Raw genomic sequence first — 22,281 nt, 5'->3', positions numbered from 1 at the left:
GCGTATTCAGGCCGACAGGGCGCTGCTTTGCTGGGTCAGTCGATAGCCGGCGCCGCGCACCGTTTCGATCATGCGCTGGCAGTTCACCTTCTCCAGCGCCTCGCGCAAGCGCTTGACGTGGACGTCGACGGTGCGCTCCTCGATGAACACGTGGTCGCCCCAGACGCGGTCCAGCAGCTGCGAACGGCTGTGCACGCGTTCCGGGTGCGTCATGAAGAAATGCAGCAGGCGGAATTCGGTCGGGCCGAGCTTGACCTCGACGCCTTCGCGGCTGACGCGGCGGGTGCCCGGATCGAGCACCAGACCGCCCACGTCGACCGCCGAGTCCAGCGCCTCGGGCGCCTTGCGGCGCAGCACCGCGCGGATGCGGGCCAGCAGCTCGTTGGTCGAGAACGGCTTGGTCAGGTAGTCGTCCGCGCCGGCATCGAGGCCGGACACCTTGTCGACCTCTTCCGCGCGCGCCGTCAGCATGATGATCGGCAGCTCGCGGGTGCGGGTCGCGCCGCGCCACTGGCGGGCCAGCGCCAGGCCGGTCTGACCGGGCAGCATCCAGTCCAGCACGACGAGGTCGGGCAGCACCCGGTCCACCTCGAGTTGGGCCTGCTCGGCATTGCCGGCCAGCGTGACCTCGAAGCCGGCGTGACGCAGATTGATGGAGATCAGTTCGGCAATCGCGGATTCGTCTTCGACGACCAGGATTCGACTCATTCGGGGAACTCCTTTGTACGGCTAGTCGATCATGGGCCGTTCAACGGACCATGTTCTCGACCGCATCCGGCGGGTTGTGGCGCACGTCGGTGCCCTTGACGACATAGATGATGACCTCGGCCAGGTTCTTGGCGTGGTCACCGACGCGCTCGATCGCCTTGGCGACGAAGACCAGGTCGATGCTCGACGAGATCGTGCGCGGGTCTTCCATCATGTAGGTGATCAGCTTGCGCATCAGGCCGTCGAATTCCTTGTCGATCTGGTCGTCCGCCTTCAGGACTTCCAGCGCGCGGTCGACGTCCAGCCGGGCGAAGGCATCCAGCGCCTTGCGCAGTTGCGCGGTCGCCAGCTCAGCCTCGTACGACAGGTCCGACATCGGCAGGCGCAGACGGCTCGACACGCCGGTGTTGATCAGGCGCTGCACCGTGCGGGCGATGCGCGCGGCCTCGTCGCCGACACGCTCCAGGTTGGCGATCGTCTTGGAGACGGCGATCAGCAGGCGCAGGTCGCGGGCCGTCGGCTGGCGGCGGGCGATGATCGTCGACAGGTCGCGATCGATCTCGATCTCCATCGTGTTGACGATCTCTTCCTGCTTGAGCACGTGGCTGGCGATCTCGCCGCTGAAGGTGCCCAGCGCCTCGACGGCCTGCGCCACCTGCGATTCGACCAGGCCGCCCATTTCCAGGACGCGCGTGGAGATGCCGCTCAGCTCGGCATCGAATTGGGTAGAGAGGTGTTTATCGGTCATGGTTTTTGCTCCCCGTTGATCAGCCGAACCGTCCGGTGATGTAGTCCTCGGTGTCCTTGCGCTTGGGCTTCATGAAGAGCTCGGCGGTCGGCCCGAATTCGATCAAGTCCCCCAGGTACATGTAGGCGGTGTAGTCCGAGCAGCGCGCGGCCTGCTGCATGTTGTGGGTCACGATCGCGACGGTGTACTCGTGCTTCAGTTCGTGGATCAGCTCCTCGATCTTGCCGGTCGAGATCGGGTCCAGTGCGGAGCACGGCTCGTCCAGCAGCAGCACCTCGGGCTTGATCGCGATGCCGCGGGCGATGCACAGGCGCTGCTGCTGACCGCCGGACAGGCCGGAACCGCTCTGGTTCAGCTTGTCCTTGACCTCGTTCCACAGCGCCGCCTTCTTCAGGGCCCATTCGACCCGCTCGTCCATCTCGACGCGCGACAGCGTCTCGAACAGGCGCACGCCGAAGGCGATGTTGTCGTAGATCGACATCGGGAACGGCGTCGGCTTCTGGAAGACCATGCCGACCTTGGCACGGACCAGCGAGACGTCTTCCTTGCTGGTGAGGATGTCCTCGCCGTCCAGCAGGATCTGCCCTTCGGCGCGCTGTTCGGGGTAGAGCTCGAACATGCGGTTCAGCGTGCGCAGCAGCGTGGACTTGCCGCAACCCGACGGACCGATGAACGCGGTCACCTTGTTCTCGGGAATGTCCAGGTTGATGTTCTTCAGCGCGTGGAAGCTGCCGTAATAGAAATTCAGGTTCTTCACCGAAAGCTTCGCGCGCTCGGTCACCGGCATATCGACTTTGACGTCCATGGTGGGTTCTCTTGGATTCGTTGAATTCGTTGAACGCAGGGCTGCGACATCGGCCCGGCCGTGGCCGGGCCGGAGCCGGTCAATGCTTTTCCTTGAACAGCACGCGGGCCGCGATGTTCAGCAGCAACACGCCGATCGTGATGATGAAGACGCCGGCCCAGGCAAGCTTCTGCCAGTTCTCGTAGGGGCTCATGGCGAACTTGAAGATCGTCACCGGCAGGCTGGCCATCGGGCTGCCGAGCGAGCTCGTCCAGAACTGGTTGGACAGCGCGGTGAACAGCAGCGGCGCGGTCTCGCCGGAGATGCGCGCCAGCGCCAGCAGCACGCCGGTGATCACGCCGGCGCGGGCCGCCTTCAGCGTGACGGTCATGATGACCTTCCACTTCGGCGTGCCCAGTGCGTAGGCGGCTTCGCGCAGCGCGTTGGGGATCAGGCTCAGCATGTTCTCGGTCGTGCGGATCACCACCGGAATCACGATCAGTGCCAGCGCCAGAATGCCGGCCATCGCCGAGAACGACTTCATCCGCGTCACGACCACCGTGTAGATGAACAGGCCGACTACGATGGACGGCGCCGACAGCAGGATGTCGTTGATGAAGCGCACCACCGAGCCCAGCCAGGTCTTCTGGCCGTACTCGGCCAGGTAGACACCGGCCAGCACGCCGATCGGGGTGCCCAGGCAGGTCGCCAGGCCGACCATCACCAGCGAGCCGTAGATCGCGTTGGCCAGGCCGCCGTCTTCCGCCTGCGGCGGCGGCGTCATCTGGGTGAAGGTGGCCAGCGTGAGGCCGCCGATGCCCTGCACCAGCGTCTCGAACAGGATCCAGACCAGCCAGATCAGGCCGAAGGACATGGCCGCCAGCGACAGCGTCAGGGCCAGCGTGTTGATGCGCCGACGCTTGTTGTACATCGCCAGGCGCTTTGCGTTGGTCGCGCTCATGTGCGGGCTCCCTCGTTCTTCTTGAGCTTGTTGAGCAGGACCTTGGAGCAAGCCAGCACCACGAAGGTGATGAAGAACAGGACCAGGCCCAGGTAGATCAGCGAGGCCTGATGCAGGCCGGCGCCGGCTTCGGCGAACTCGTTCGCCAGGGCCGACGTGATGCTGTTGGCGGCCTCGAACACCGACAGGGAATTCAGCTGGTTCATGTTGCCGATCACGAAGGTGACGGCCATGGTCTCGCCCAGCGCGCGGCCCAGGCCCAGCATGATGCCGCCGACCACGCCGGTCTTGGTGTACGGCAGCACGACCTTCCAGACCACTTCCCAGGTCGTGGAGCCCAGACCGTAGGCGGATTCCTTGAGCATCGCCGGCGTGACCTCGAACACGTCGCGCATCACCGAGGCGATGAAGGGGATGATCATGATCGCCAGGATGATGCCGGCCGACAGGATGCCGATGCCCACCGGCGGCCCGGACACCAGCGCGCCGAGATACGGCACGCCGTTCAGCAGCGATTGCAGCGGCTGCTGGACGTAGGTGGCGAGGATGGGGCCGAACACCAGCAGGCCCCACATGCCGTAGACGATGGAGGGCACGGCCGCCAGCAGTTCGATCGCGATGCCCAGCGGACGGCGCAGCCAGCCCGGGGCGAGTTCAGTCAGGAACAGCGCGATGCCGAAGCTCACCGGGACGGCGATCAGCAAGGCGATCAGCGACGTCATCAGCGTGCCGTAGATCATCACCAGGCCGCCGAACTTCTCCTGCACCGGATCCCAATCCGTGCTGACCAGGAAGCCCAGGCCGAAGTGCTTGATCGCCGGCGCGGCGCCGACCAGCAGCGAGCCGATGATGCCGGCCAGCAGGGCCAGCGTCAGCCAGGCCGCGCCGTGGGTGAGCAAGGAGAACACCGTGTCCGCCCAGGGGGCCACGCGGCGGCGCGCCGGAGGGCGTCCCTGGGGCTGGCTGCGCTCCTGGCCGCGCTGTCGGTCGATCGAATTGGCTGGAAGTATTGCGGCCACGTGGCCTCCGCTTGGTGTTTTGGTATTCAGGCAGGCTGGACGACGTCGGACGTGTCTTGTGCGAAAGCCCGGTGTCCCTGGATCAGGAGCACCGGGCTGTTCTCAGCGGTCGAGGATCACTTGAAGCTGACGGCCTTGCCAGCGGTGTCCTTCACATGGTCGGCCCACTGCTTGCGGACCAGGTCCTTGACGGACGCGGGCAGCGGCACGTAGTCCAGCTCGTCGGCCATCTTGTCGCCCTGGGTGTAGGCCCAGTCGAAGAACTTCATCGTGGCGCTGGCCTGGGCCGGCTTGTCTTGCTGCATGTGCAGCAGGATGAAGGTGGCGCCGGTGATGGGCCAGCTGTCCTTGCCAGGCTGCTCGGTCAGGATCTGATAGAACGTTTCGTTCCACTTGGCGCCGGCGGCGGCGGCCTTGAAGGCGTCGTCGCTGGGGCTGACGAAGGCGCCGTTGGCGTTCTTCATCAGGACGTAGCTCATCTTGTTCTGCTTGGCGTAGGCGTACTCGACATAGCCGATCGAATTCGGCAGACGGGTCACGTACGAGGAGACGCCCTCGTTGCCCTTGCCGCCCGCGCCGGTAGGCCAGTTCACGGCGGTGCCTTCACCGACCTTGGACTTCCACTCGGCGTTCACCTTCGACAGGTAGTTGGTGAACAGGAAGCTGGTGCCCGAACCGTCGGCACGGCGAACCACGGCGATGGCGGCGTCCGGCAGCGACACGCCCGGGTTCAGGGCGGCGATGGCGGCGTCGTTCCACTTCGCGATCTTGCCCAGGTAGATGTCACCCAGGACCTGACCGTTCAGCTTCAGCTGGCCGGGGTTCACACCCTTGATGTTGACAACGGGGACCACGCCGCCGATGACGGTCGGGAACTGGACCAGGCCGTCCTTGGCCAGTTGGTCGTCCTTCAGGGGGGCGTCGGAAGCGCCGAAGTCGACGGTCTTGGCCTGGATCTGCTTGATGCCGGCGCCGGAACCGACCGACTGGTAGTTGATGCGAACGCCAGTGGCCTTGTTGTAGGCATCGGCCCACTTGGTGTAGACGGGCGCCGGGAACGAGGCACCCGCACCGGTCACCTCTTGTGCATGCGCCACCGAGAACAGCGAGGCGCAAGCGGCGAACAGCAGGCCAGCACGGAGTTGATTCATGGTCATTCAGTCCTATCGCGAGGGGGTTGATTGGCGAACGGAACGGATGCTATGACCTCAATGTGACACATCCGTGACGCGCCCAGACACCCGGACAAATCTCGTTACGCATTGCGCCCCAGAGAGGAAAACAGGGGTGCGAGACGAGTTGTCATATTCGATTCACCCCATTGTCATTTTCCCTGCCTAGCCTCGCAACCGTGCGGGAAAACCCCGCCTGACGCGTGCCACGACGAAAAACCGGGGCGCGCGATCAGGGACGTGGGACCTCCTCGCTCAGCTCCGAAGAGTCGCGCCCGAGCGGCCACAACCAATGCCATTCAGCCGCCGTCGCTCCCGCGCCGGCGGCTTTTTTTCGAGAGTCTTGAGATCGAGGCGGCGGCGACCGGTGCTGGACCGATCAGCCGCCGATCAGCCCTGGCTCAGCCCCGGATCGCGGCCGCCAGACGTTCGGCGCAGTGCTGGGCGAGCGTCGCGTCGCTGGCTTCGACCATCACCCGCAGCAGCGGCTCCGTGCCGGACTTACGGATCAAAACGCGACCCCGGTCGCCCAACTCGGCCATGACCTCGGCCTCGACGCGGGCCAGTGCCGCATTGCTTTTCCAGTCCTGCTGATCGGCCTGCAGACGGACGTTGATCAGCGTCTGCGGGAACAGCACCACGCCGTCCAGCAGATCGGACAACCGGCGGCCGCTCCGGCATACCGCCTCCAGCACCAGCAGGCTGCTGACGATTCCGTCACCGGTCGTGTGGCGATCCAGCGCCAACAAGTGGCCGGAGCCCTCCCCGCCCAACTGCCAGCCGCGCGCCGCGAGCTCCTCCAGCACGTAACGGTCGCCGACCTTGGCTCGGACGAACTCGACATCGCGCTGACGCAGCGCCAGTTCGACCGCCATGTTCGTCATCAACGTGCCAACCGCGCCCGGGACGCGTTCACCGCGCGCGAGGCGGTCCGCGACCATCACGTACAACAGCTCATCGCCGTTGTAGAGCCGACCCTCGCCGTCGACCATCTGCAGCCGGTCGGCATCGCCGTCCAGCGCGATGCCGTAGTCGGCGTTGTGCTCCTTGACGGCCGCCACCACGGCGGCCGGCGCAGTGGCGCCGACCTTGTCGTTGATGTTGTAGCCGTCGGGCTTGGTGCCGATCGGGATGACCTCGGCGCCGAGCTCGTGGAACACCGACGGCGCCACCTGATATGCCGCGCCATGCGCCGCGTCGACGACAAGCTTCATGCCGCGCAGGCTGAGGTCGCTACTGAAGCTGGCCTTGCAGAACTCGATGTAGCGGCCTTGGGCATCGTCCAGGCGGCGGGCGCGGCCGAGGCTGGCCGAGTCCACCCACACGGGCGGCTCGTCCAGCACCGCCTCGACGTCCAGCTCCCAGGCGTCCGGCAGCTTCTCGCCCTTGGACGAGAAGAACTTGATGCCGTTGTCCGCGAACGGGTTGTGGGAGGCGGAGATCACCACGCCGAGGTGCTGACGCAGCGCCCGGGTCAGGTAGGCAACGCCAGGCGTGGGCAACGGGCCGGTCAGCAGCACGTTGACACCTGCTGAGGCGAAACCGGCCTCCAACGCCGATTCGAGCATGTAGCCGGAGATACGGGTGTCCTTGCCGATCAGGACGCTGGGCTTGCTGTAGCTGCGCTTGAGCACGCGACCGACCGCATGGCCGAGACGCAGCATGAAATCTGGCGTGATGGGCGTCTGCCCGACGGTCCCGCGGATTCCATCGGTACCGAAAAACTTCCGGGTCATTGAGGCGTTCTCCTGCGACTGCGCGATGCTTGAACTCGCGGATTGTCGCCGAAGCCAGAGGCCTCCCATTCACCCCGATCCGGCCGCCCCGCGATCGAAGGGATCGCGACGCGGGCCGCGTCAGGCCTGCTGCGGAGCGCCGAACGCCTGCCAGACTTTCAGCGCGTCCACGGTCGGCGCGACATCGTGGACACGCACGACGCGCGCGCCCAGCGTCACCGCCGCGAGCGCCGCGCCGACGCTCGCCGGCATGCGCTCGTCGACCGCCTTGCCGGTGATGACACCCAGCGTCGACTTGCGCGACCAGCCGATCAACAACGGCCGACCCAGCGCAAGCAGCTCTCGCTGCCGTCGCTGCAACTCAAGGTTCTGCTCGACAGTCTTCGCGAAGCCATAGCCGGGATCCAGCACGACACGGTCGTCCGCGATACCGAGCGCCATCAGATGCTGGAGGCGATCGCGAAGGAAATCGGCGACTTCGGTGACCACATCCTCGTAGTCCGTCAACTGCTGCATGCCGGCCGGTTGGCCACGCATGTGCATCAGGCAGATCCCGGCGCCCGGATGCGAGGCCAGCAGCCTGTCCGCGCCCTCGTCGCGCAGCGCCTGCACATCGTTGATGATGTCCACGCCGAGGTCGAGCGAGCGGCGCATCACCTCGGTCTTGCAGGTATCCACCGAGACCGGCACGCCGAAGTTGAGCGCAGCCCGCAGCACGGGCTCGATCCGGCGCCACTCCTCGTCCGCATCGAGTCGAGGCGCGCCCGGCCGCGTGGATTCGCCACCCAGATCCAGGATGTCGACACCTTCTCCGAGCAGGCGCTCGCAGAAGTTGATCGCCTTGGAGGCTTCATTGTGCAGACCCCCATCCGAGAAGGAGTCGGGCGTCACATTGACGGCGCCCATGACAAGCGGCCGCTCCGCAAGATCAAGATCGAAGCGGGTGGTTTTCCAGATCTGTGGGGAAGTCATGGGCGGATGAGTGTCGAGCTCGTGGCGATGCGCTCGACCGCCGCGACAAAGACGGCAGTATGACGTATCGCGGCCCGGCCTCGCGAAGGCCTGCTCGGCAACCCCCATGAACGCTCAAAAAACAAAGGCCGGTCCTGGGACCGGCCTTCGCCTGGGGTGTCGATGCAGTGTTCGCTGACACGAGCGCCGAAGGCGCTCCCGTTCAGAATCAGGCCGCCGCCGGGGCGCCTCCCGTGCTGACAGCCGGCGTGCCGCCACTGTCGGCCTTGTTCGCAGGAGGCGTCCAATCCTTGGGCGGACGCGGCGGACGGCCGTCCATGATGTCGTCGATCTGCTCGGCGTCGATGGTTTCCCACTCGAGCAAGGCCGTCGCCATCGCGTGCATCTTGTCCTTGTTGTCCTCGATCAGCGTGCGCGCGGTCGTGTACTGCTCGTCGATGATCTTGCGGATCTCCTGATCCACCTTGCGCATCGTGTCCTCGGACATGTTGGTCGTCTTCGTGACCGAACGTCCCAGGAACACTTCGCCTTCGTTGTCGGCATAGACCATCGGGCCGAGCTCGTCGGTCATGCCGTAGCGGGTGACCATGTCACGAGCGATCGCGGTGGCGCGCTCGAAGTCGTTGCTGGCGCCGGTGGTCATCTGATTCATGAACACTTCCTCGGCGATGCGACCGCCGAAGAGCACCGAGATCGTCGACAGCATGCGCTCCTTGTCCATGCTGTAGCGGTCACCTTCCGGCAACTGCATCGTGACACCCAGCGCGCGACCGCGCGGGATCACCGTCACCTTGTGCACCGGATCGGTCTTGGGCAGCAGGCGCGCCACCAGCGCGTGACCGGCCTCGTGATAGGCGGTGTTCTTGCGCTCTTCCTCGGGCATGACCATGGACTTCCGCTCGGGGCCCATCATGATCTTGTCCTTGGCCTTCTCGAAGTCCTGCATGTCGACGACCCGGCCGTTTCGGCGGGCGGCGAACAGCGCGGCCTCGTTGACCAGGTTGGCCAGATCGGCGCCGGAGAAGCCCGGCGTGCCTCGCGCCAGGATGTCAGCGCGGACGTCCTGACCGACCGGCACCTTGCGCATGTGCACGTTCAGGATCTGCTCGCGGCCACGGACATCCGGCAGCGTGACGTAAACCTGGCGGTCGAAACGACCCGGTCGCAGCAGGGCGGGATCGAGGATGTCGGGACGGTTGGTCGCGGCCATCACGATGACGCCGAGATTCGTGTCGAAGCCGTCCATCTCGACCAGCATCTGGTTGAGGGTCTGCTCGCGCTCGTCGTTGCCACCGCCCAGGCCGGCACCGCGATGGCGGCCGACCGCGTCGATTTCGTCAACGAAGATGATGCACGGGGCGCTCTTCTTGGCCTGCTCGAACATGTCGCGCACACGGGCCGCGCCGACGCCGACGAACATCTCGACGAAGTCGGAGCCCGAGATGGTGAAGAACGGCACCTTCGCCTCGCCGGCGATGGCCTTGGCCAGCAGCGTCTTGCCGGTGCCCGGAGGGCCGACCAGCAGCACGCCGCGGGGGATGCGTCCACCGAGCTTCTGGAACTTCTGCGGGTCCTTCAGGAAGTCGACCAGCTCCTTGACCTCTTCCTTGGCCTCGTCGCAGCCGGCGACGTCGGCGAAGGTCGTGGAGTTGTTGGCCTCGTCCAGCATGCGCGCCTTGGACTTGCCGAAGCTGAAGGCGCCGCCCTTGCCGCCGCCCTGCATCTGCCGCATGAAGTACACCCACACGGCGATCAGCAGCAGCATCGGGCCCCAGCTGAGCAGGATGCTCATCAGGACCGACGGCTCCTCGCGGGGCTTGGCGTCGAACTTGACGCCGTAGTTGATCAGATCGCCGACGAGGCCGCGATCCATGTACGGCGCGGTCGTGCGGAGCTTGTTGCCGTCGCTCGTCTGGGCGACGATCTCGGTGCCCGCGGGGGTTTCCTGCAGGGTCACCTGCTTGATGCGCTTGGCTCGGACTTCCTCGAGGAAGTCGGAATAGACGATCGGATTCCCCTGGGTTGCGCTGCGATCAAACTGCTTGAAGACAGTGAACAGCACCAAGGCGATCACCATCCACACAGCCACTTTCGAGAACCACTGATTGTTCACCGCGACTCCTTTGTCATTCCGTCACCGCCACCGTCAGTACAAACACGCTGGCGGCATTTCACGGCATATGGGCCCGATTCTAGGACAGTCAAGTACGACGCCCTGATTGGCATTTCCACACACCTCGATAGATATTGCCACGCCGCGCCCATCCTGACCGGAAGAAGCGACCCCGGCGACGGCGTCTGATCCGGGCTTCAGCCCCCGACCCTGGCCGGCTTCAGGCCTTCTTCAGCCCGATCCCCACCAGGAAATTCTCCGCCGACCTTTCGCGCGATGCCTTGGGCTTGGCAGTCTTCACCTTCTTGAACTGCGCGCGGAAGGCATGCACCAGTTGGTCGTAACCGCTGCCATGAAAGACCTTGGCAACCAGCGCGCCTTCCGGCTTCAGATGCTGCTGAGAGAAGTCCAGCGCCAGCTCGATCAGGTTCTCCATGCGGGCGGCGTCGGTGCTCTCGATGCCGGACAGGTTGGGTGCCATGTCCGAAACCACAAGGTCCACCTTCGCGCCGCCCAGCGTGGCCTCGAGCATCGCCAGCACTTCATCCTCGCGGAAATCACCGCGGATGAACTCGACCCCCTCGATGGGCTCGCACTCCAGGAGGTCCAGTGCGATGATCCGACCGTTCAGTTGCCCGACGGCCGCGCCGCCGACACCCGCCTCCTTGGGCGCGAAACGGCGCCGCAGGTACTGGCTCCAGGCGCCGGGGGACGCGCCCAAGTCGACGACCACCTGACCCGGACGGATCAACTGGAACTCCTCGTCGATCTCCTTGAGCTTGTAGGCCGCACGCGAGCGATAGCCCTCTTTCTGAGCCAATTTCACGTACGGATCATTGACGTGGTTGTTGAGCCACGCCTTGTTCAGCTTCTTGCTTTTGGTGTCGACTTTCATTGCACGGATAATAAGCAGATGCCTGCTATTCAATTGACCCCTGCCCAGCGCAAGGAAAAACGCGCCGATGCCCACCATCTCGATCCGGTGGTGATGATCGGCGCCGATGGCCTGACCGCCGCGGTGACCAAGGAAGTCGACTCGGCGCTCAACGCCCACGGCCTGATCAAGGTCCGGGTGATGTCCGACGACCGCAAGGGTCGCGAAGACATCCTCGTTCAACTGTCCGACCAACTCGACGCCGCCCCGATCCAGCACATCGGCAAGCTGCTGGTGCTCTGGCGCCCGATGCCCGAGAAGGAGAAGGCCGTCAAGGAGGAGTCCCGCTCGGCCGCCCCCAAGATGGTCAAGATCGTCAAGTTCTCCAAGAGCGGCAACAACCGCCCGCAGATCAAGAAGGTCACCGTCCTGGGCAACCAGCGTGTCACGCAGGGCGGCGAAGTCAAGCGCGCCAAGAAACCCCGCCAGACCAGCGTCAAGAAATCCGGCGCGAACTGATCACCAGGCGCCGGTGCCCCACCGCCCGGCATCAACGACAAGACGGCCCGCGGGCCGTCTTTTCAGTTCCGCATCCGACGGTCGCAGGGCGACGGCTGCCCCTCGCGTCGTCGACGAGCTCAGCGCCCCGCCATCGGCCCGCGCGGCATCACCCGCCACGCCAGGGCCAGCACCGCGATCGTCCGCAAACCGAAGAACACCAGCGACACCGCGTGCAACTGCAGGAAGGTCCAACGCCCCTGCCCTTGCTTCGCGGCCTCCATCATCGGCTGCAGCGCGTAATAACCGGCGACGGTGCATCCGATCGCGATCAGCGGCAGCAGGAAACCCCAGTTCATCGCCGATCCGCCCACCTCGCCGTCGCGATGCAAGCGACGCTCCATCAGCACCAGCAGAACGCCAGCGGCCAGGGCGAAGCGCGCATCCATCTCGAACAACCGGCCGACATACTGGCTGGCCATCGCGCGCTCCAGCGTCGCGAACGCGTTCGGCGCCGCGAGCAGCGCCACGGCCAGCAACTCGCCGGCCCACAGGGCCGCCAGCAGCGCGCGGATCTTCGTCAACATCGGAGGCCTTGCCGTCCTCAGACGTAGCGGACGTCGACGATCTCGTAACGCTTGATGCCGCCCGGGGCTTGCACCTCGGCGACGTCGCCGGCTTCCTTGCCGATCAGCGCGCGCGCGATCGGCGAGCTGATCGAGATCAGGCCCTGCTTCAGGTCAGCCTCATCGTCGCCGACGATCTGGTAAGTCACCTCGTTGCCGGACGCTTCTTCCTCGAGGTCCACGGTGGTGCCGAACACCACCTTGCCGCCGGCATCGACCGATGCCGGATCGATGACCTGCGCCGCGGCCAGCTTGCCCTCGATTTCCAGGATGCGGCCCTCGATGAAGCCCTGCTTGTCCTTGGCGGCCTCGTACTCGGCGTTCTCGGAGAGATCGCCCTGTGCGCGGGCTTCCGAAATGGCGTTGATCACGGCATGACGCTCGACCGTCTTGAGTCGATGCAGTTCTTCCTTGAGCTTCTCAGCACCGCGCTTGGTCAATGGGATCGTGGCCATGTCTCTAGAACCTTGAAAAACAAAACAAACCGCCGCTGCCGCTCAGGGTCGCTGAGCAGCGGCGGCGGAATGGAGATGGGCCAGTTTAATGCAGTTCGGCGTGCAGTTCCTGCAGCGATTGCACCAGTAGACCGTCCTTGTGCTTCATGCCCTCCACGGCGGCTTCGCAGCCGGCCATGGTGGTGTAGTAGGTCACGCGGTTGGCCAACGCGGCCTGGCGGATGTGGCGGCTGTCGGCGATCGCGGAACGGCTCTCGTCCACGGTGGTGAACACCAACTGGATGTCCCCGCCCTTGATCATGTCGACGATGTGCGGGCGGCCGTCCTTGACCTTGTTGACGACGCGCACCGGAATGCCGGCCTCGCCGATCGCCGCGGCCGTGCCCTTGGTCGCCACGACGCCGAAGCCCAGCTCGACCAGGTCGCGCGCCAGCGCCACGGCACGGTCCTTGTCGCCGTTCTTGACGGTGATCAGCACATTGCCCTGGCGCGGCAGGCGCGAGCCAGCGCCGAGCTGGCTCTTGAGCATCGCCTCGCCGAAGGTCCGGCCCGCGCCCATGACCTCACCCGTCGACCGCATTTCCGGGCTCAGGATCGGGTCCACGCCCGGGAACTTGTTGAACGGGAAGACCGCTTCCTTGACGCTGAAGTACGGCGGCTGAATCTCGACCGGCATCTTGCCGCCCGCGCCCTTCTGGTCCTTCAACTTGACGCCGGCCATGCAGCGCGCGGCGATCTTGGCCAGCGGCTGGCTGGTCGCCTTCGACACGAACGGGACGGTGCGCGAGGCGCGCGGGTTCACTTCAAGCACGTAGACGGTGTTCTCCGCCAGGCCCTTGGTGACGTCGCCCTGGATCGCGAACTGCACGTTCATCAGGCCGACGACCTTCAGCGCCTTGGCCATCGCCGCGGTCTGGCGGCGCAGCTCGTCCTGCAACTCCTTGGACAACGTGTACGGCGGCAGCGAGCAGGCCGAGTCGCCCGAGTGAATGCCGGCCGCCTCGACGTGCTCCATGATGCCGCCGATCATCGTGTCGGTGCCGTCGCAGATGCAGTCGACGTCGACCTCGACGGCGTCCTCCAGGAAACGATCCAGCAGCACCGGCGACTTCTCGGAGACGCGCACCGCTTCGCGCATGTAGCGCTCCAGGTCCTTGTCGCCGTGCACGATCTCCATCGCGCGGCCGCCCAGGACGTAGCTCGGGCGCACGACCAACGGATAGCCGATCTCGTTGGCCAGCGCGACCGCCTGGTCCTCGTTGCGCGCGGTGCGGTTGGGCGGCTGCTTCAGGCCCAGCTCGTGCAGCAGCTTCTGGAAGCGCTCGCGGTCCTCGGCGACGTCGATGGAATCGGGTGTCGTGCCGATGATGGGCACGCCATTGGCCTCCAGGTCCAGCGCCAGCTTCAGCGGCGTCTGACCGCCGTACTGAACGATCACGCCGACCGGCTTCTCCTTGGCGACGATCTCCAGCACGTCCTCCAGCGTCACCGGCTCGAAATAGAGGCGATCGGACGTGTCGTAGTCGGTGGAGACGGTCTCCGGATTGCAGTTGACCATGATGGTCTCGTAGCCGTCCTCGCGCATGGCGAGGGCGGCGTGGACGCAGCAATAGTCGAACTCGATGCCCTGGCCGATGCGGTTGGGTCCGCCTCCCAGCACCATGATCTTTTTCTTGTCGGTCGGATTGGCTTCGCACTCCTCGTCGTACGTGGAGTACATGTAGGCCGTCTGCGTCGCGAATTCAGCGGCGCAGGTGTCGACGCGCTTGTAGACCGGGCGCACGTTCAGCGCGTGGCGCGTGTTGCGCACCTCGTGCTGGTTGGTGCCCAGCAGCCTGGCCAGGCGCTTGTCGGAGAAGCCCTTCTTCTTCAGCAGGCGCAGTTCGTCGGCGCTCAGCGATGCCAGCGCACGACCCTTCAGGCTCTGCTCGATCTTGATCAGTTGCTCGATCTGGGCCAGGAACCACGGGTCGACCTTGGTCTCCTCGAAGATCTCTTCCAACGTCATGCCGATGCGGAACGCGTCGCCGAGGTACAGGATGCGGTCAGGGCCGGGCTCGCCGATCTCCTGGACGATCTCCTCGCGGTCGACGCTGACCTCGGACAGGCCGTCGATGCCGGTCTCCAGGCCGCGCAGCGCCTTCTGGAACGACTCCTGGAAGCAGCGGCCCATGGCCATCACTTCGCCGACCGACTTCATCTGCGTCGTCAGGCGCGAGTCCGCCATCGGGAACTTCTCGAAGGCGAAGCGCGGGATCTTCGTCACGACGTAGTCGATGCTGGGCTCGAACGAGGCCGGCGTGATGCCGCCGGTGATGTCGTTGCGCAGCTCGTCCAGCGTGTAGCCGACGGCCAGCTTGGCGGCGATCTTGGCAATCGGGAAGCCGGTCGCCTTCGAGGCCAGGGCGGACGACCGCGACACGCGCGGATTCATCTCGATGACGATCATCCGGCCGTTGTCCGGGTTGATCGAGAACTGCACGTTGGAGCCGCCGGTGTCGACGCCGATCTCGCGCAGGATCGCGATCGAGGCATTGCGCAGCAGCTGGTATTCCTTGTCGGTTAGCGTCTGCGCCGGAGCCACCGTGATCGAGTCGCCGGTGTGGATGCCCATCGGATCCAGGTTCTCGATCGAGCACACGATGATGCAGTTGTCCGCCTTGTCGCGAACCACTTCCATCTCGTATTCCTTCCAGCCGATCAGCGATTCCTCGATCAGCAGCTCGCTGGTCGGGGACAGGTCGAGGCCGCGCTTGCAGATTTCCTCGAACTCCTCGGGGTTGTAGGCGATGCCGCCGCCGCTGCCGCCCAGCGTGAAGCTGGGGCGGATCACCATCGGGAAGCCGTCGCCACCGATCTCGGCATGAATGCGCTTCTGCACGGCCCACGCTTCTTCCAGCGAATGGGCGATGCCCGACTTCGCGGAATCGAGACCGATCTTGGTCATCGCGTCCTTGAACTTGAGGCGGTCCTCCGCCTTCTCGATCGCCTTCTCGTTAGCGCCGATCATCTCGACGTCGTACTTCTCCAGCACACCGTGCTTGTGCAGGTCGAGCGCGCAGTTCAGCGCGGTCTGACCGCCCATGGTCGGCAGGATCGCGTCGGGGCGCTCCTTGGCGATGATCTTCTCGACCACCTGCCAGGTGATGGGCTCGATGTAGGTGACGTCCGCGGTGTCCGGGTCCGTCATGATCGTGGCCGGATTGCTGTTGACGAGGATGACCTTGTAGCCCTCCTCGCGCAGCGCCTTGCAGGCTTGCGCGCCGGAGTAGTCGAACTCGCAAGCCTGGCCGATGATGATCGGGCCGGCGCCGATGATGAGGATGCTTTGAATGTCAGAACGCTTGGGCATAACTTGTCTCCGTCTTCATCAGGCCTTGGACATCAGACCGATGAAGCGGTCGAACAGGTACGAAATGTCGTGCGGGCCGGGGCTCGCTTCCGGGTGACCCTGGAAGCAGAAGGCCGGCTTGTCGGTGCGGGCCAGGCCCTGCAGCGTGCCGTCGAACAGGCTCACGTGCGTGGGGCGCAGGTTGGCGGGCAGCGTCTCGGGGTCGACCGCGAAACCGTGGTTCTGGCTGGTGATGCTGACGCGGCCGTTGTCGAGGTCCTTGACCGGATGATTCGCGCCGTGGTGGCCGAACTTCATCTTGAAGGTCTTCGCGCCGGAGGCCAGTGCCAGGATCTGGTGGCCCAGGCAGATGCCGAAGGTCGGGATGCCGGCCTCGATCAGTTGGGCGGTCGCCTTGATCGCGTAGTCGCAGGGCTCCGGATCGCCGGGGCCGTTGGACAGGAAGACGCCGTCGGGCTCCAGGTCGAAGACCTCGGAGGCCGGGGTCTGCGCCGGCACTACCGTGATGCGGCAACCGCGCGAGGCGAGCATACGCAGAATGTTGCTCTTGACGCCGAAGTCGTAGGCCACGACGTGGAAGCGCGGCGCGGTCTGCTGACCGTAACCCTCGCCCAGGGTCCATTCGGTCTCGGTCCAGACTTCGCGCCCTGCGCGGCTGACGACCTTGGCCAGGTCCAGGCCCGCCATGCTGGGCGCGCCCTGCGCCAACGCGATCGCCTCGTCGACATGGGCCTGCGTGATCTGCTCGCCGGCGCCCAGCGCCAGGATGCAGCCGTTCTGGGCGCCCTTCTCGCGCAGCACGCGGGTCAGGCGGCGGGTATCGATGTCGGCGATGGCGACGGTGCCCTCGTCCCGCAGGTATTGGCGCAGCGAGCGGTTCTTGCGGAAGTTGGAGTCCAGAACCGGCGCCTCCTTGATGATCAGGCCAGCGGCATGGATCTTCGAAGCCTCGACGTCCTCGTCGTTGACGCCATAGTTGCCGATGTGCGGATACGTCAGCGTGACGATCTGGCGGCAGTAGCTGGGGTCGGTGAGGATTTCTTGGTAGCCGGTGAGCGAGGTGTTGAACACCACTTCACCGACGGTCCGGCCGGCGGCGCCGAGCGCGGAACCCTTGAAGACCGTGCCGTCTGCCAAGGCGAGGATCGCGGGGGGAGCGGAAAGCAGATCGGGCAGCACGGGTAACTCCGTTGTTGTGCGCGCGCCCAGCTCTGCTCCAGGGTCCCCGGCGCGCCGTCCGGCACTGCCGTGGACAACGGGCGTGCGGGTGCGCTCGGGTCTCCTGTGAAGGAGTCGATCCGTGTATGGATCCGATGCGATCGGGGGTGGAGTTGGCGGGACGCGGTAGGTTGCGGGTAAACCTGCAAAGTATAACCCGCCAGGGTATCTACCGAGCGGATTTGCGCAAACGGGTCATCAGAAAGACATGGGTTCCGGCCCAGGACCCAGGCCGATGCGTTGGACTCAGCCCAATGCAGCGATGCCGGCCTTCGCGATCTGCGCGTCCTCGTTGGACTTCACGCCGCTGACGCCGACCGCGCCGACGCAAAAGCCGTCCACCATCACGGGCACGCCACCTTCGAGCATGCCCTCCAGCGGCACGCTCAGGAAGGCGGTGCGGCCGTTGTTGACGATGTCCTCGTAGACCTTGGAGTCGCGACGACCCAGCGCGGCGGTCTTCGCCTTCGCGGGCGCGATCACGGCGGACGTGGCGGCCGCGTTGTCGCCGCGCTGCAGCCACAGCAGGTGACCGCCGTCGTCGACGATCGCGATCGTCACCGGCCAGTTGTTCTTGAGCGCCTCGGCTTCGGCGGCGGCGGCGATGCGCTTGACGTCGTCCAGGCTCAGGTAGGGCTTCTGCTTCATGGGGGCCTCGTCGGATGGGTTGTGCGTGGATGAACCGCCAACTTTAACGAAGCCTTAAGGTGGAGGCCTACAATGAGCGCAACACTTTTTCCATGGGGCGCACGCACATGAACGACCAAAGTCTTCGTCCGCAATCCGGCGATTTCGGCTACGGCTCCTCGCTGGCCGCCGACCGTCAGCGCGTCCTGCGCAACACCTACGCGCTGCTGGCGCTGTCCCTGATTCCGACGGTGCTGGGCGCCTGGGTCGGCGTCTCGACCGGCCTGCTGGCCACGATGGGAGCCGGCGCCAGCGCCATCCTGTTCTTCGTCGGCGCCTTCGGCCTGATGTTCGTGGTCGAAAAGACCAAGAACTCGTCCACCGGCGTCTACGCGCTGCTGGGCTTCACGTTCTTCATGGGCCTGATGCTGTCGCGCCTGCTGGCCTCGATCCTGGGCTTCAAGAACGGCGGCACGCTGATCATGACGGCCTTCGGCGGCACCGCCGGCATCTTCTTCGCGATGGCCACGCTGGCCACCGTCGTCAAGCGCGACCTGTCCGGCCTGACCAAGTTCCTGTTCGTCGGCGCCGTGATCGCGATGATCGCTGGCGTGGCCAACATCTTCCTGCAGTCGACCGGTGTGCACCTGGCGCTGCTGGTGGCGGTGCTGGGCATCTTCTCGGCCTTCATGCTGGTGGACGTCAAGCGCGTGGTCGACGGCGGCGAGACCAACTACATCAGCGCCACGCTGGCCATCTACCTGGACCTGTACAACGTGTTCACCGCGCTGCTGCAGCTGCTGGGCATCTTCGGCGGCGACAGAGACTGATACGCTTCGCCGACCACCGTCCGCGCACATTGGCGCGGACGAGCAAAAGGGCCCGACGACAGACGACGGGCCCTTTTTTCATTTTTGATGCACAGGAGGCCTGACGCCTCTTCGATGGTGCCGCCTCAGCGCTCGAACACCGCGATCGACTCCACGTGCGCCGTGTGCGGGAACATGTTGACCGCGCCCGCATTCGTGCAGCGATAGCCCGCCACGTTGACCAGCAACCCGGCGTCACGCGCCAGCGTCGCGGGATTGCACGACACATAGACGATCCGCTTCGGCGGCGTCCAGCCCGGCGCCAGCGACGGGTCCTGCTCGATGTCGGCCAACGCCTTGACCAGCGCGAAGGCGCCTTCGCGCGGCGGATCGACCAGCCAGCGGTCGGACTCCCCATCGGCGACCAGCAACTGCGGCGTCATCTCGAACAGGTTGCGCGCCACGAACGACGCCTTGTGGTCGAGCCCGTTGCGCACCGCGTTCTCGCGCGACCGCTGCACCAGCGCCTCGCTGCCTTCGATGCCGAGCACCTCGCGCGCGCGCGTCGCCAGCGGTAGCGTGAAGTTGCCCAGGCCGCAGAACCAGTCGATCACGCGATCGCCCTCCTCGACCGCGAGCAAACGCAGCGCGCGCCCCACCAGCACCGTGTTGATGTGGTGGTTGACCTGCGTGAAGTCGGTCGGCTTGAAAGGCATGACAATGCCGAACTCGGGCAGCGTGTAGGCGAGCTCGGCCCCCCCGTGATCCAGCAGATGGACAGTCTCAGGACCCTTGGGCTGCAGCCACCATTGCACGCCGTGTTCGGCACCGAATGCGCGTAGCTTGTCGGCATCGCCGGCGCTGAGCGGCTCCAGATGGCGAAGCACCAGCGCGATCACCTCGGTGCCGTCGACATTGCCGATGGCCAGCTCGATCTGCGGCAGACGGTCCCGAGCTTCCATCGCACCGATCAGTTCCCGTAGCGGCATCAGCATGGCGCTGACCTTCTCCGGCAGCACCTTGCAGACCTGCATGTCGGCGATGTAGCGGCTCTTGCGCTCATGGAAGCCGACCAGCACATGGCCCTTCTTCGGCACATACCGCACCGACAACCGGGCGCGATAGCGATAGCCCGTGGCAGGACCTTCGATGGGGCGCAGCAGTTGCTCGGCCTTCACCTTGCCGAGGTGCCAGAGGTTGTCCTCCAGCACCCGCTGCTTGACGGCCACCTGGGCGGCCGGGTGCAGATGCTGCATCTTGCAGCCGCCGCACGCGCCGGCATGCAGGCCGAAGTGCGGGCAGACAGGCCGCACCCGCTGAGAACTCTCGCGGCGCATGGCCACCAGCGCGGCCTGCTCCCAGTTGTTCTTCTTCCGTCCGACGCTGACCTGCACTTCCTCGCCGGGCAGCGCGCCCTCGATGAACACGACCTTGCCTTCGCTGTTGTGGGCCACGCCCTGCGCTTCAAGGTCCAGCGATTCGACCTTCAGCCATTCCGATACATCAGTCATGGGCGGGCATTATCCCAGCGCCCCCAAGGACAGTGCGAGGTCGGCCAGCCGAATCAGAAGATCGAATCGCGATTGATGCCCTGGCGCATCATGTTGCGCTTGAGCTTGGCCAGCGCCTCGATCTGGATTTGCCGGATGCGCTCCCGCGTCAGGCCCAGCCTCACGGCAAGGATGTCGAGCGTTTCCGGCTCGCGATCCGCCAGGCCGTACCGCCCCGCGAGGACCTCCCGCTCCCGATCGCTGAGCGAGGCCAGGCCGTTCTTCAACAGGTCCTCGAGCTCATGATTCAGCCGATGCCCCACGGGGTCGACCGCCTGATCGTCGGCGACCAGATCGAGCATCGACTCCCCGCCCTCGCCATTGCGATCGACGGGCGAGTCGAGCGAGCTGGGCAACTCCGCGTAGGCCAGCAGCTCCGCCACCTCGTCGACCGGACGCCCGAGCGCCTGGGCCACGTCCTCGGCACGCACCGAGCCCTCGCCGCCGCGCTCGGCCGCCACCGCTTCCAGCGCGCGTCGCGCCTTCAGCACCTGATTCAATTCCCGCACGATGTGCACGGGCAGGCGGACCAGTCGCGCCTGATGCATCAACGCGCGCTCGACCGCCTGACGGATCCACCAGCTGGCGTAGGTCGAGAACCGGAAGCCGCGCTCCGGCTCGAACTTGCCGATCGCATGCATCAGGCCGAGGTTGCCTTCCTCGATGAGATCGCTCATCGGCAGGCCGCGACCCAGGTAGTTCTTGGCGATGCTGACGACCAGCCGCAGGTTGTGCTCGATCATCGCCTGACGCGCCTTGAAGTCGCCGGCACGCGCCTTCACGGCGGTGTCGAACTCTTCCTGGGGGGTCAGCAGCGGCGTGCGCCGAATGTCGCGCAGATAGGCCTGCAGCGCGTTGGTCGCGTCGCCGTCGGCGGGACCGAGGTCGCCCTTGCCGGCTTTCGCCGCGGGCCCGCGCGTCTCGGCGGGCTCCTCGCCGCGCAGCGCCTTCGCCTCGTCATCGTCGACATCGGCGGCCGGCGCCTCGCGCCCGTCCATCACCGCGTCGATGCCCTGTGGCAGGGCAAGGGCGGCGGGCAGCGGAAAACGGCCGGGATGTTCCCGGCCGTCGGGCAGCAGTTGCCCATCCATCGAGGCGTCGCGTTGAAAGCTCATGTCGCGGCGCCTCCTTCAGCGCCTCCTAGCGCGCGGGCAGCAGCTTGGCAGGGTCGATCGGCTTGCCCTGCTTGCGCACCTCGAAGTGCAGCTTGACCTGATCCGCGTCGCTGGAACCCATCTCGGCGATCTTCTGGCCCTTGCGCACCACCTGGTCTTCCTTCACCAGCAGCGTCTGGTTATGCGCGTAGGCCGTCAGATAGTTCGTGCTGTGCTTGATGATGATCATGTTGCCGTATCCGCGCAAGCCCGCGCCCGCATACATCACACGGCCATCGGCGGCGGCGAAGACAGGGTCGCCGGCCTTGCCGGAGAACGCCATCCCCTTGTTGCGGACTTCGTCGAAGCCGGCCGTCACCTGGCCCGACGACGGCCAGCCCCAGGTGATGTCGTCGTCGTCCTTGGCGGCCAGCGTCGGCGTCGGCGCCGCGGTGGCGGGCGCCGAGGCGGCCGTCGTCGCCGACGGGGCCGGGGTCTTGCCGTCCAGCGGCCGGGTCTCGACCTTGGACGACGCCAGCGGACGCGTCGTCACCGCGCCGGCGTCGACGCCGGGCGGCACCACGCGCAAGACCTGACCCACTTCGATCAGGTTGGGGTTGTCCATGCCGTTCCAGCGGGCGACGTCGCGCCAACCCTGGCCGTTGTCCATCGCGATGCGGATCAGCGTGTCACCCGGCTTGACGGTGTAGTAGCCGGGCTTGCCGGCGTTCTCGGCGCCGGGCAGCGGCTTGGATTCGGGCGCCGGCGTGATCGCCGTGCCGGCGGCGGAAGGCTGCGCGCTCGACGACTTGCCGACGCTGCGGTCCTCGACCGGCGCGCGATGCGGTGTCGAGGTGCAACCCGCGAGCGTCAGCAACACCACGGAGACCCAAAGCAGCGGAAGACGAAGAAGTTGTTGCATGCGCACGTGTTTGTCGTTTCGGGGAGCCAAGCGCCGGACCATC

At 65.8% G+C, this 22,281-nt stretch carries 20 protein-coding genes; 2 read left to right on the top strand and 18 right to left on the bottom strand.

The genetic code is table 11. The annotated features are described in order from the left end of the window. Positions 1 to 6 precede the first annotated feature (6 nt). The 10 genes from phoB to CDN99_RS06330 all read right to left on the bottom strand — a co-directional run bounded on the left by phoB (position 7) and on the right by CDN99_RS06330 (position 11,108). Entirely contained in the window at positions 7 to 708 is a 702-nt protein-coding gene (gene phoB / locus CDN99_RS06375) for a phosphate regulon transcriptional regulator PhoB (protein ID WP_067064279.1), read from the bottom strand. Positions 709 to 748: 40 nt separating this feature from the next. Beyond that, the gene (phoU, locus tag CDN99_RS06370; RefSeq protein ID WP_088383771.1) at positions 749 to 1,456 is read right to left on the bottom strand and encodes a phosphate signaling complex protein PhoU; all 708 of its coding nucleotides are present in this window, start codon (positions 1,454 to 1,456) and stop codon (positions 749 to 751) included. Positions 1,457 to 1,475: 19 nt separating this feature from the next. Beyond that, positions 1,476 to 2,261: a phosphate ABC transporter ATP-binding protein PstB gene (pstB, locus tag CDN99_RS06365; RefSeq protein WP_088383769.1), complete on the bottom strand. Its 786-nt coding sequence runs from the start codon at positions 2,259 to 2,261 to the stop codon at positions 1,476 to 1,478. Positions 2,262 to 2,340: 79 nt separating this feature from the next. After that, the gene (pstA, locus tag CDN99_RS06360) at positions 2,341 to 3,201 is read right to left on the bottom strand and encodes a phosphate ABC transporter permease PstA (RefSeq protein ID WP_088383767.1); all 861 of its coding nucleotides are present in this window, start codon (positions 3,199 to 3,201) and stop codon (positions 2,341 to 2,343) included. Then, complete coding sequence (gene pstC / locus CDN99_RS06355) at positions 3,198 to 4,130, bottom strand: phosphate ABC transporter permease PstC (protein ID WP_238139423.1); 933 nt, start codon at positions 4,128 to 4,130, stop codon at positions 3,198 to 3,200. The genes pstA and pstC overlap by 4 nt, the downstream gene beginning before the upstream one ends. A gap of 206 nt (positions 4,131 to 4,336) precedes the next feature. Further along, positions 4,337 to 5,371 (bottom strand): phosphate ABC transporter substrate-binding protein PstS, encoded by a 1,035-nt coding sequence (pstS, locus tag CDN99_RS06350; protein ID WP_088384408.1) that lies wholly within the window; start codon positions 5,369 to 5,371, stop codon positions 4,337 to 4,339. Positions 5,372 to 5,793: 422 nt separating this feature from the next. Next, entirely contained in the window at positions 5,794 to 7,128 is a 1,335-nt protein-coding gene (glmM, locus tag CDN99_RS06345; protein ID WP_088383765.1) for a phosphoglucosamine mutase, read from the bottom strand. Positions 7,129 to 7,248: 120 nt separating this feature from the next. Then, on the bottom strand, positions 7,249 to 8,100 hold the full coding sequence (folP, locus tag CDN99_RS06340) for a dihydropteroate synthase (RefSeq protein WP_088383763.1): 852 nt from the start codon (positions 8,098 to 8,100) through the stop codon (positions 7,249 to 7,251). A gap of 208 nt (positions 8,101 to 8,308) precedes the next feature. Continuing rightward, positions 8,309 to 10,213 (bottom strand): ATP-dependent zinc metalloprotease FtsH, encoded by a 1,905-nt coding sequence (ftsH, locus tag CDN99_RS06335; protein WP_088383761.1) that lies wholly within the window; start codon positions 10,211 to 10,213, stop codon positions 8,309 to 8,311. A gap of 220 nt (positions 10,214 to 10,433) precedes the next feature. Continuing rightward, a complete protein-coding gene (locus CDN99_RS06330; protein WP_088383759.1) occupies positions 10,434 to 11,108 on the bottom strand; it encodes an RlmE family RNA methyltransferase in 675 nt (224 codons plus the stop codon). A gap of 18 nt (positions 11,109 to 11,126) precedes the next feature. Here CDN99_RS06330 and CDN99_RS06325 point away from each other — a divergent pair, with 18 nt between their 5' ends. Next, positions 11,127 to 11,606, top strand: a complete 480-nt coding sequence (locus CDN99_RS06325) for a YhbY family RNA-binding protein (RefSeq protein ID WP_088383757.1) — start codon at positions 11,127 to 11,129, stop codon at positions 11,604 to 11,606. A 119-nt stretch (positions 11,607 to 11,725) separates the two neighbouring features. Here CDN99_RS06325 and CDN99_RS06320 read toward each other — a convergent pair whose 3' ends face one another. The 5 genes from CDN99_RS06320 to CDN99_RS06300 form a co-directional block, all read right to left on the bottom strand. Beyond that, on the bottom strand, positions 11,726 to 12,172 hold the full coding sequence (locus tag CDN99_RS06320; RefSeq protein WP_088383755.1) for a DUF4149 domain-containing protein: 447 nt from the start codon (positions 12,170 to 12,172) through the stop codon (positions 11,726 to 11,728). A 17-nt stretch (positions 12,173 to 12,189) separates the two neighbouring features. Then, the gene (greA, locus tag CDN99_RS06315; RefSeq protein WP_088383753.1) at positions 12,190 to 12,666 is read right to left on the bottom strand and encodes a transcription elongation factor GreA; all 477 of its coding nucleotides are present in this window, start codon (positions 12,664 to 12,666) and stop codon (positions 12,190 to 12,192) included. Positions 12,667 to 12,751: 85 nt separating this feature from the next. Continuing rightward, positions 12,752 to 16,018, bottom strand: coding sequence for a carbamoyl-phosphate synthase large subunit (gene carB / locus CDN99_RS06310; RefSeq protein WP_088383751.1), 3,267 nt, complete (start codon positions 16,016 to 16,018; stop codon positions 12,752 to 12,754). Between the two features lie 18 nt (positions 16,019 to 16,036). After that, positions 16,037 to 17,197, bottom strand: coding sequence for a glutamine-hydrolyzing carbamoyl-phosphate synthase small subunit (gene carA / locus CDN99_RS06305; RefSeq protein ID WP_088383749.1), 1,161 nt, complete (start codon positions 17,195 to 17,197; stop codon positions 16,037 to 16,039). Positions 17,198 to 17,482: 285 nt separating this feature from the next. Next, entirely contained in the window at positions 17,483 to 17,884 is a 402-nt protein-coding gene (locus tag CDN99_RS06300; protein ID WP_088383747.1) for a GlcG/HbpS family heme-binding protein, read from the bottom strand. Positions 17,885 to 17,991: 107 nt separating this feature from the next. Between CDN99_RS06300 and CDN99_RS06295 the strand changes: the two genes are divergently transcribed. Beyond that, positions 17,992 to 18,693, top strand: a complete 702-nt coding sequence (locus CDN99_RS06295; RefSeq protein ID WP_088384406.1) for a Bax inhibitor-1/YccA family protein — start codon at positions 17,992 to 17,994, stop codon at positions 18,691 to 18,693. 125 nt (positions 18,694 to 18,818) lie between these two features. On the opposite strand, the gene rlmD is transcribed toward CDN99_RS06295, so the two are convergent. From rlmD to CDN99_RS06280, 3 genes are read right to left on the bottom strand one after another with little or no spacing between them, the layout of a single operon-like run. After that, positions 18,819 to 20,183, bottom strand: a complete 1,365-nt coding sequence (rlmD, locus tag CDN99_RS06290; RefSeq protein ID WP_088383745.1) for a 23S rRNA (uracil(1939)-C(5))-methyltransferase RlmD — start codon at positions 20,181 to 20,183, stop codon at positions 18,819 to 18,821. A gap of 53 nt (positions 20,184 to 20,236) precedes the next feature. Then, positions 20,237 to 21,337, bottom strand: coding sequence for an RNA polymerase sigma factor RpoS (gene rpoS, locus CDN99_RS06285; protein WP_238139400.1), 1,101 nt, complete (start codon positions 21,335 to 21,337; stop codon positions 20,237 to 20,239). A gap of 25 nt (positions 21,338 to 21,362) precedes the next feature. Then, positions 21,363 to 22,238, bottom strand: a complete 876-nt coding sequence (locus CDN99_RS06280; RefSeq protein ID WP_088383743.1) for a peptidoglycan DD-metalloendopeptidase family protein — start codon at positions 22,236 to 22,238, stop codon at positions 21,363 to 21,365. Positions 22,239 to 22,281: the final 43 nt, after the last annotated feature.

Origin of the sequence: Roseateles aquatilis, from assembly GCF_002205645.1 — a bacterium.
GTDB classification, from domain to species: domain Bacteria; phylum Pseudomonadota; class Gammaproteobacteria; order Burkholderiales; family Burkholderiaceae_C; genus Roseateles; species Roseateles aquatilis.
Note: the sequence above shows the minus strand (reverse complement) of the source record. Positions and strands in the feature narration are given on the sequence as shown.

Coding starts and splice junctions, on each gene's coding strand:
- CDN99_RS06330 (WP_088383759.1), bottom strand. CDS start 11,108: ATGAAAGTCGACACCAAAAGCAAGAAGCTGAACAAGGCGTGGCTCAAC.
- CDN99_RS06300 (WP_088383747.1), bottom strand. CDS start 17,884: ATGAAGCAGAAGCCCTACCTGAGCCTGGACGACGTCAAGCGCATCGCC.
- CDN99_RS06295 (WP_088384406.1), top strand. CDS start 17,992: ATGAACGACCAAAGTCTTCGTCCGCAATCCGGCGATTTCGGCTACGGC.
- rpoS (WP_238139400.1), bottom strand. CDS start 21,337: ATGAGCTTTCAACGCGACGCCTCGATGGATGGGCAACTGCTGCCCGAC.
- phoB (WP_067064279.1), bottom strand. CDS start 708: ATGAGTCGAATCCTGGTCGTCGAAGACGAATCCGCGATTGCCGAACTG.
- folP (WP_088383763.1), bottom strand. CDS start 8,100: ATGACTTCCCCACAGATCTGGAAAACCACCCGCTTCGATCTTGATCTT.
- CDN99_RS06280 (WP_088383743.1), bottom strand. CDS start 22,238: ATGCAACAACTTCTTCGTCTTCCGCTGCTTTGGGTCTCCGTGGTGTTG.
- carB (WP_088383751.1), bottom strand. CDS start 16,018: ATGCCCAAGCGTTCTGACATTCAAAGCATCCTCATCATCGGCGCCGGC.
- glmM (WP_088383765.1), bottom strand. CDS start 7,128: ATGACCCGGAAGTTTTTCGGTACCGATGGAATCCGCGGGACCGTCGGG.
- CDN99_RS06325 (WP_088383757.1), top strand. CDS start 11,127: ATGCCTGCTATTCAATTGACCCCTGCCCAGCGCAAGGAAAAACGCGCC.
- pstB (WP_088383769.1), bottom strand. CDS start 2,261: ATGGACGTCAAAGTCGATATGCCGGTGACCGAGCGCGCGAAGCTTTCG.
- CDN99_RS06320 (WP_088383755.1), bottom strand. CDS start 12,172: ATGTTGACGAAGATCCGCGCGCTGCTGGCGGCCCTGTGGGCCGGCGAG.
- phoU (WP_088383771.1), bottom strand. CDS start 1,456: ATGACCGATAAACACCTCTCTACCCAATTCGATGCCGAGCTGAGCGGC.
- rlmD (WP_088383745.1), bottom strand. CDS start 20,183: ATGACTGATGTATCGGAATGGCTGAAGGTCGAATCGCTGGACCTTGAA.
- greA (WP_088383753.1), bottom strand. CDS start 12,666: ATGGCCACGATCCCATTGACCAAGCGCGGTGCTGAGAAGCTCAAGGAA.
- pstA (WP_088383767.1), bottom strand. CDS start 3,201: ATGAGCGCGACCAACGCAAAGCGCCTGGCGATGTACAACAAGCGTCGG.
- pstS (WP_088384408.1), bottom strand. CDS start 5,371: ATGAATCAACTCCGTGCTGGCCTGCTGTTCGCCGCTTGCGCCTCGCTG.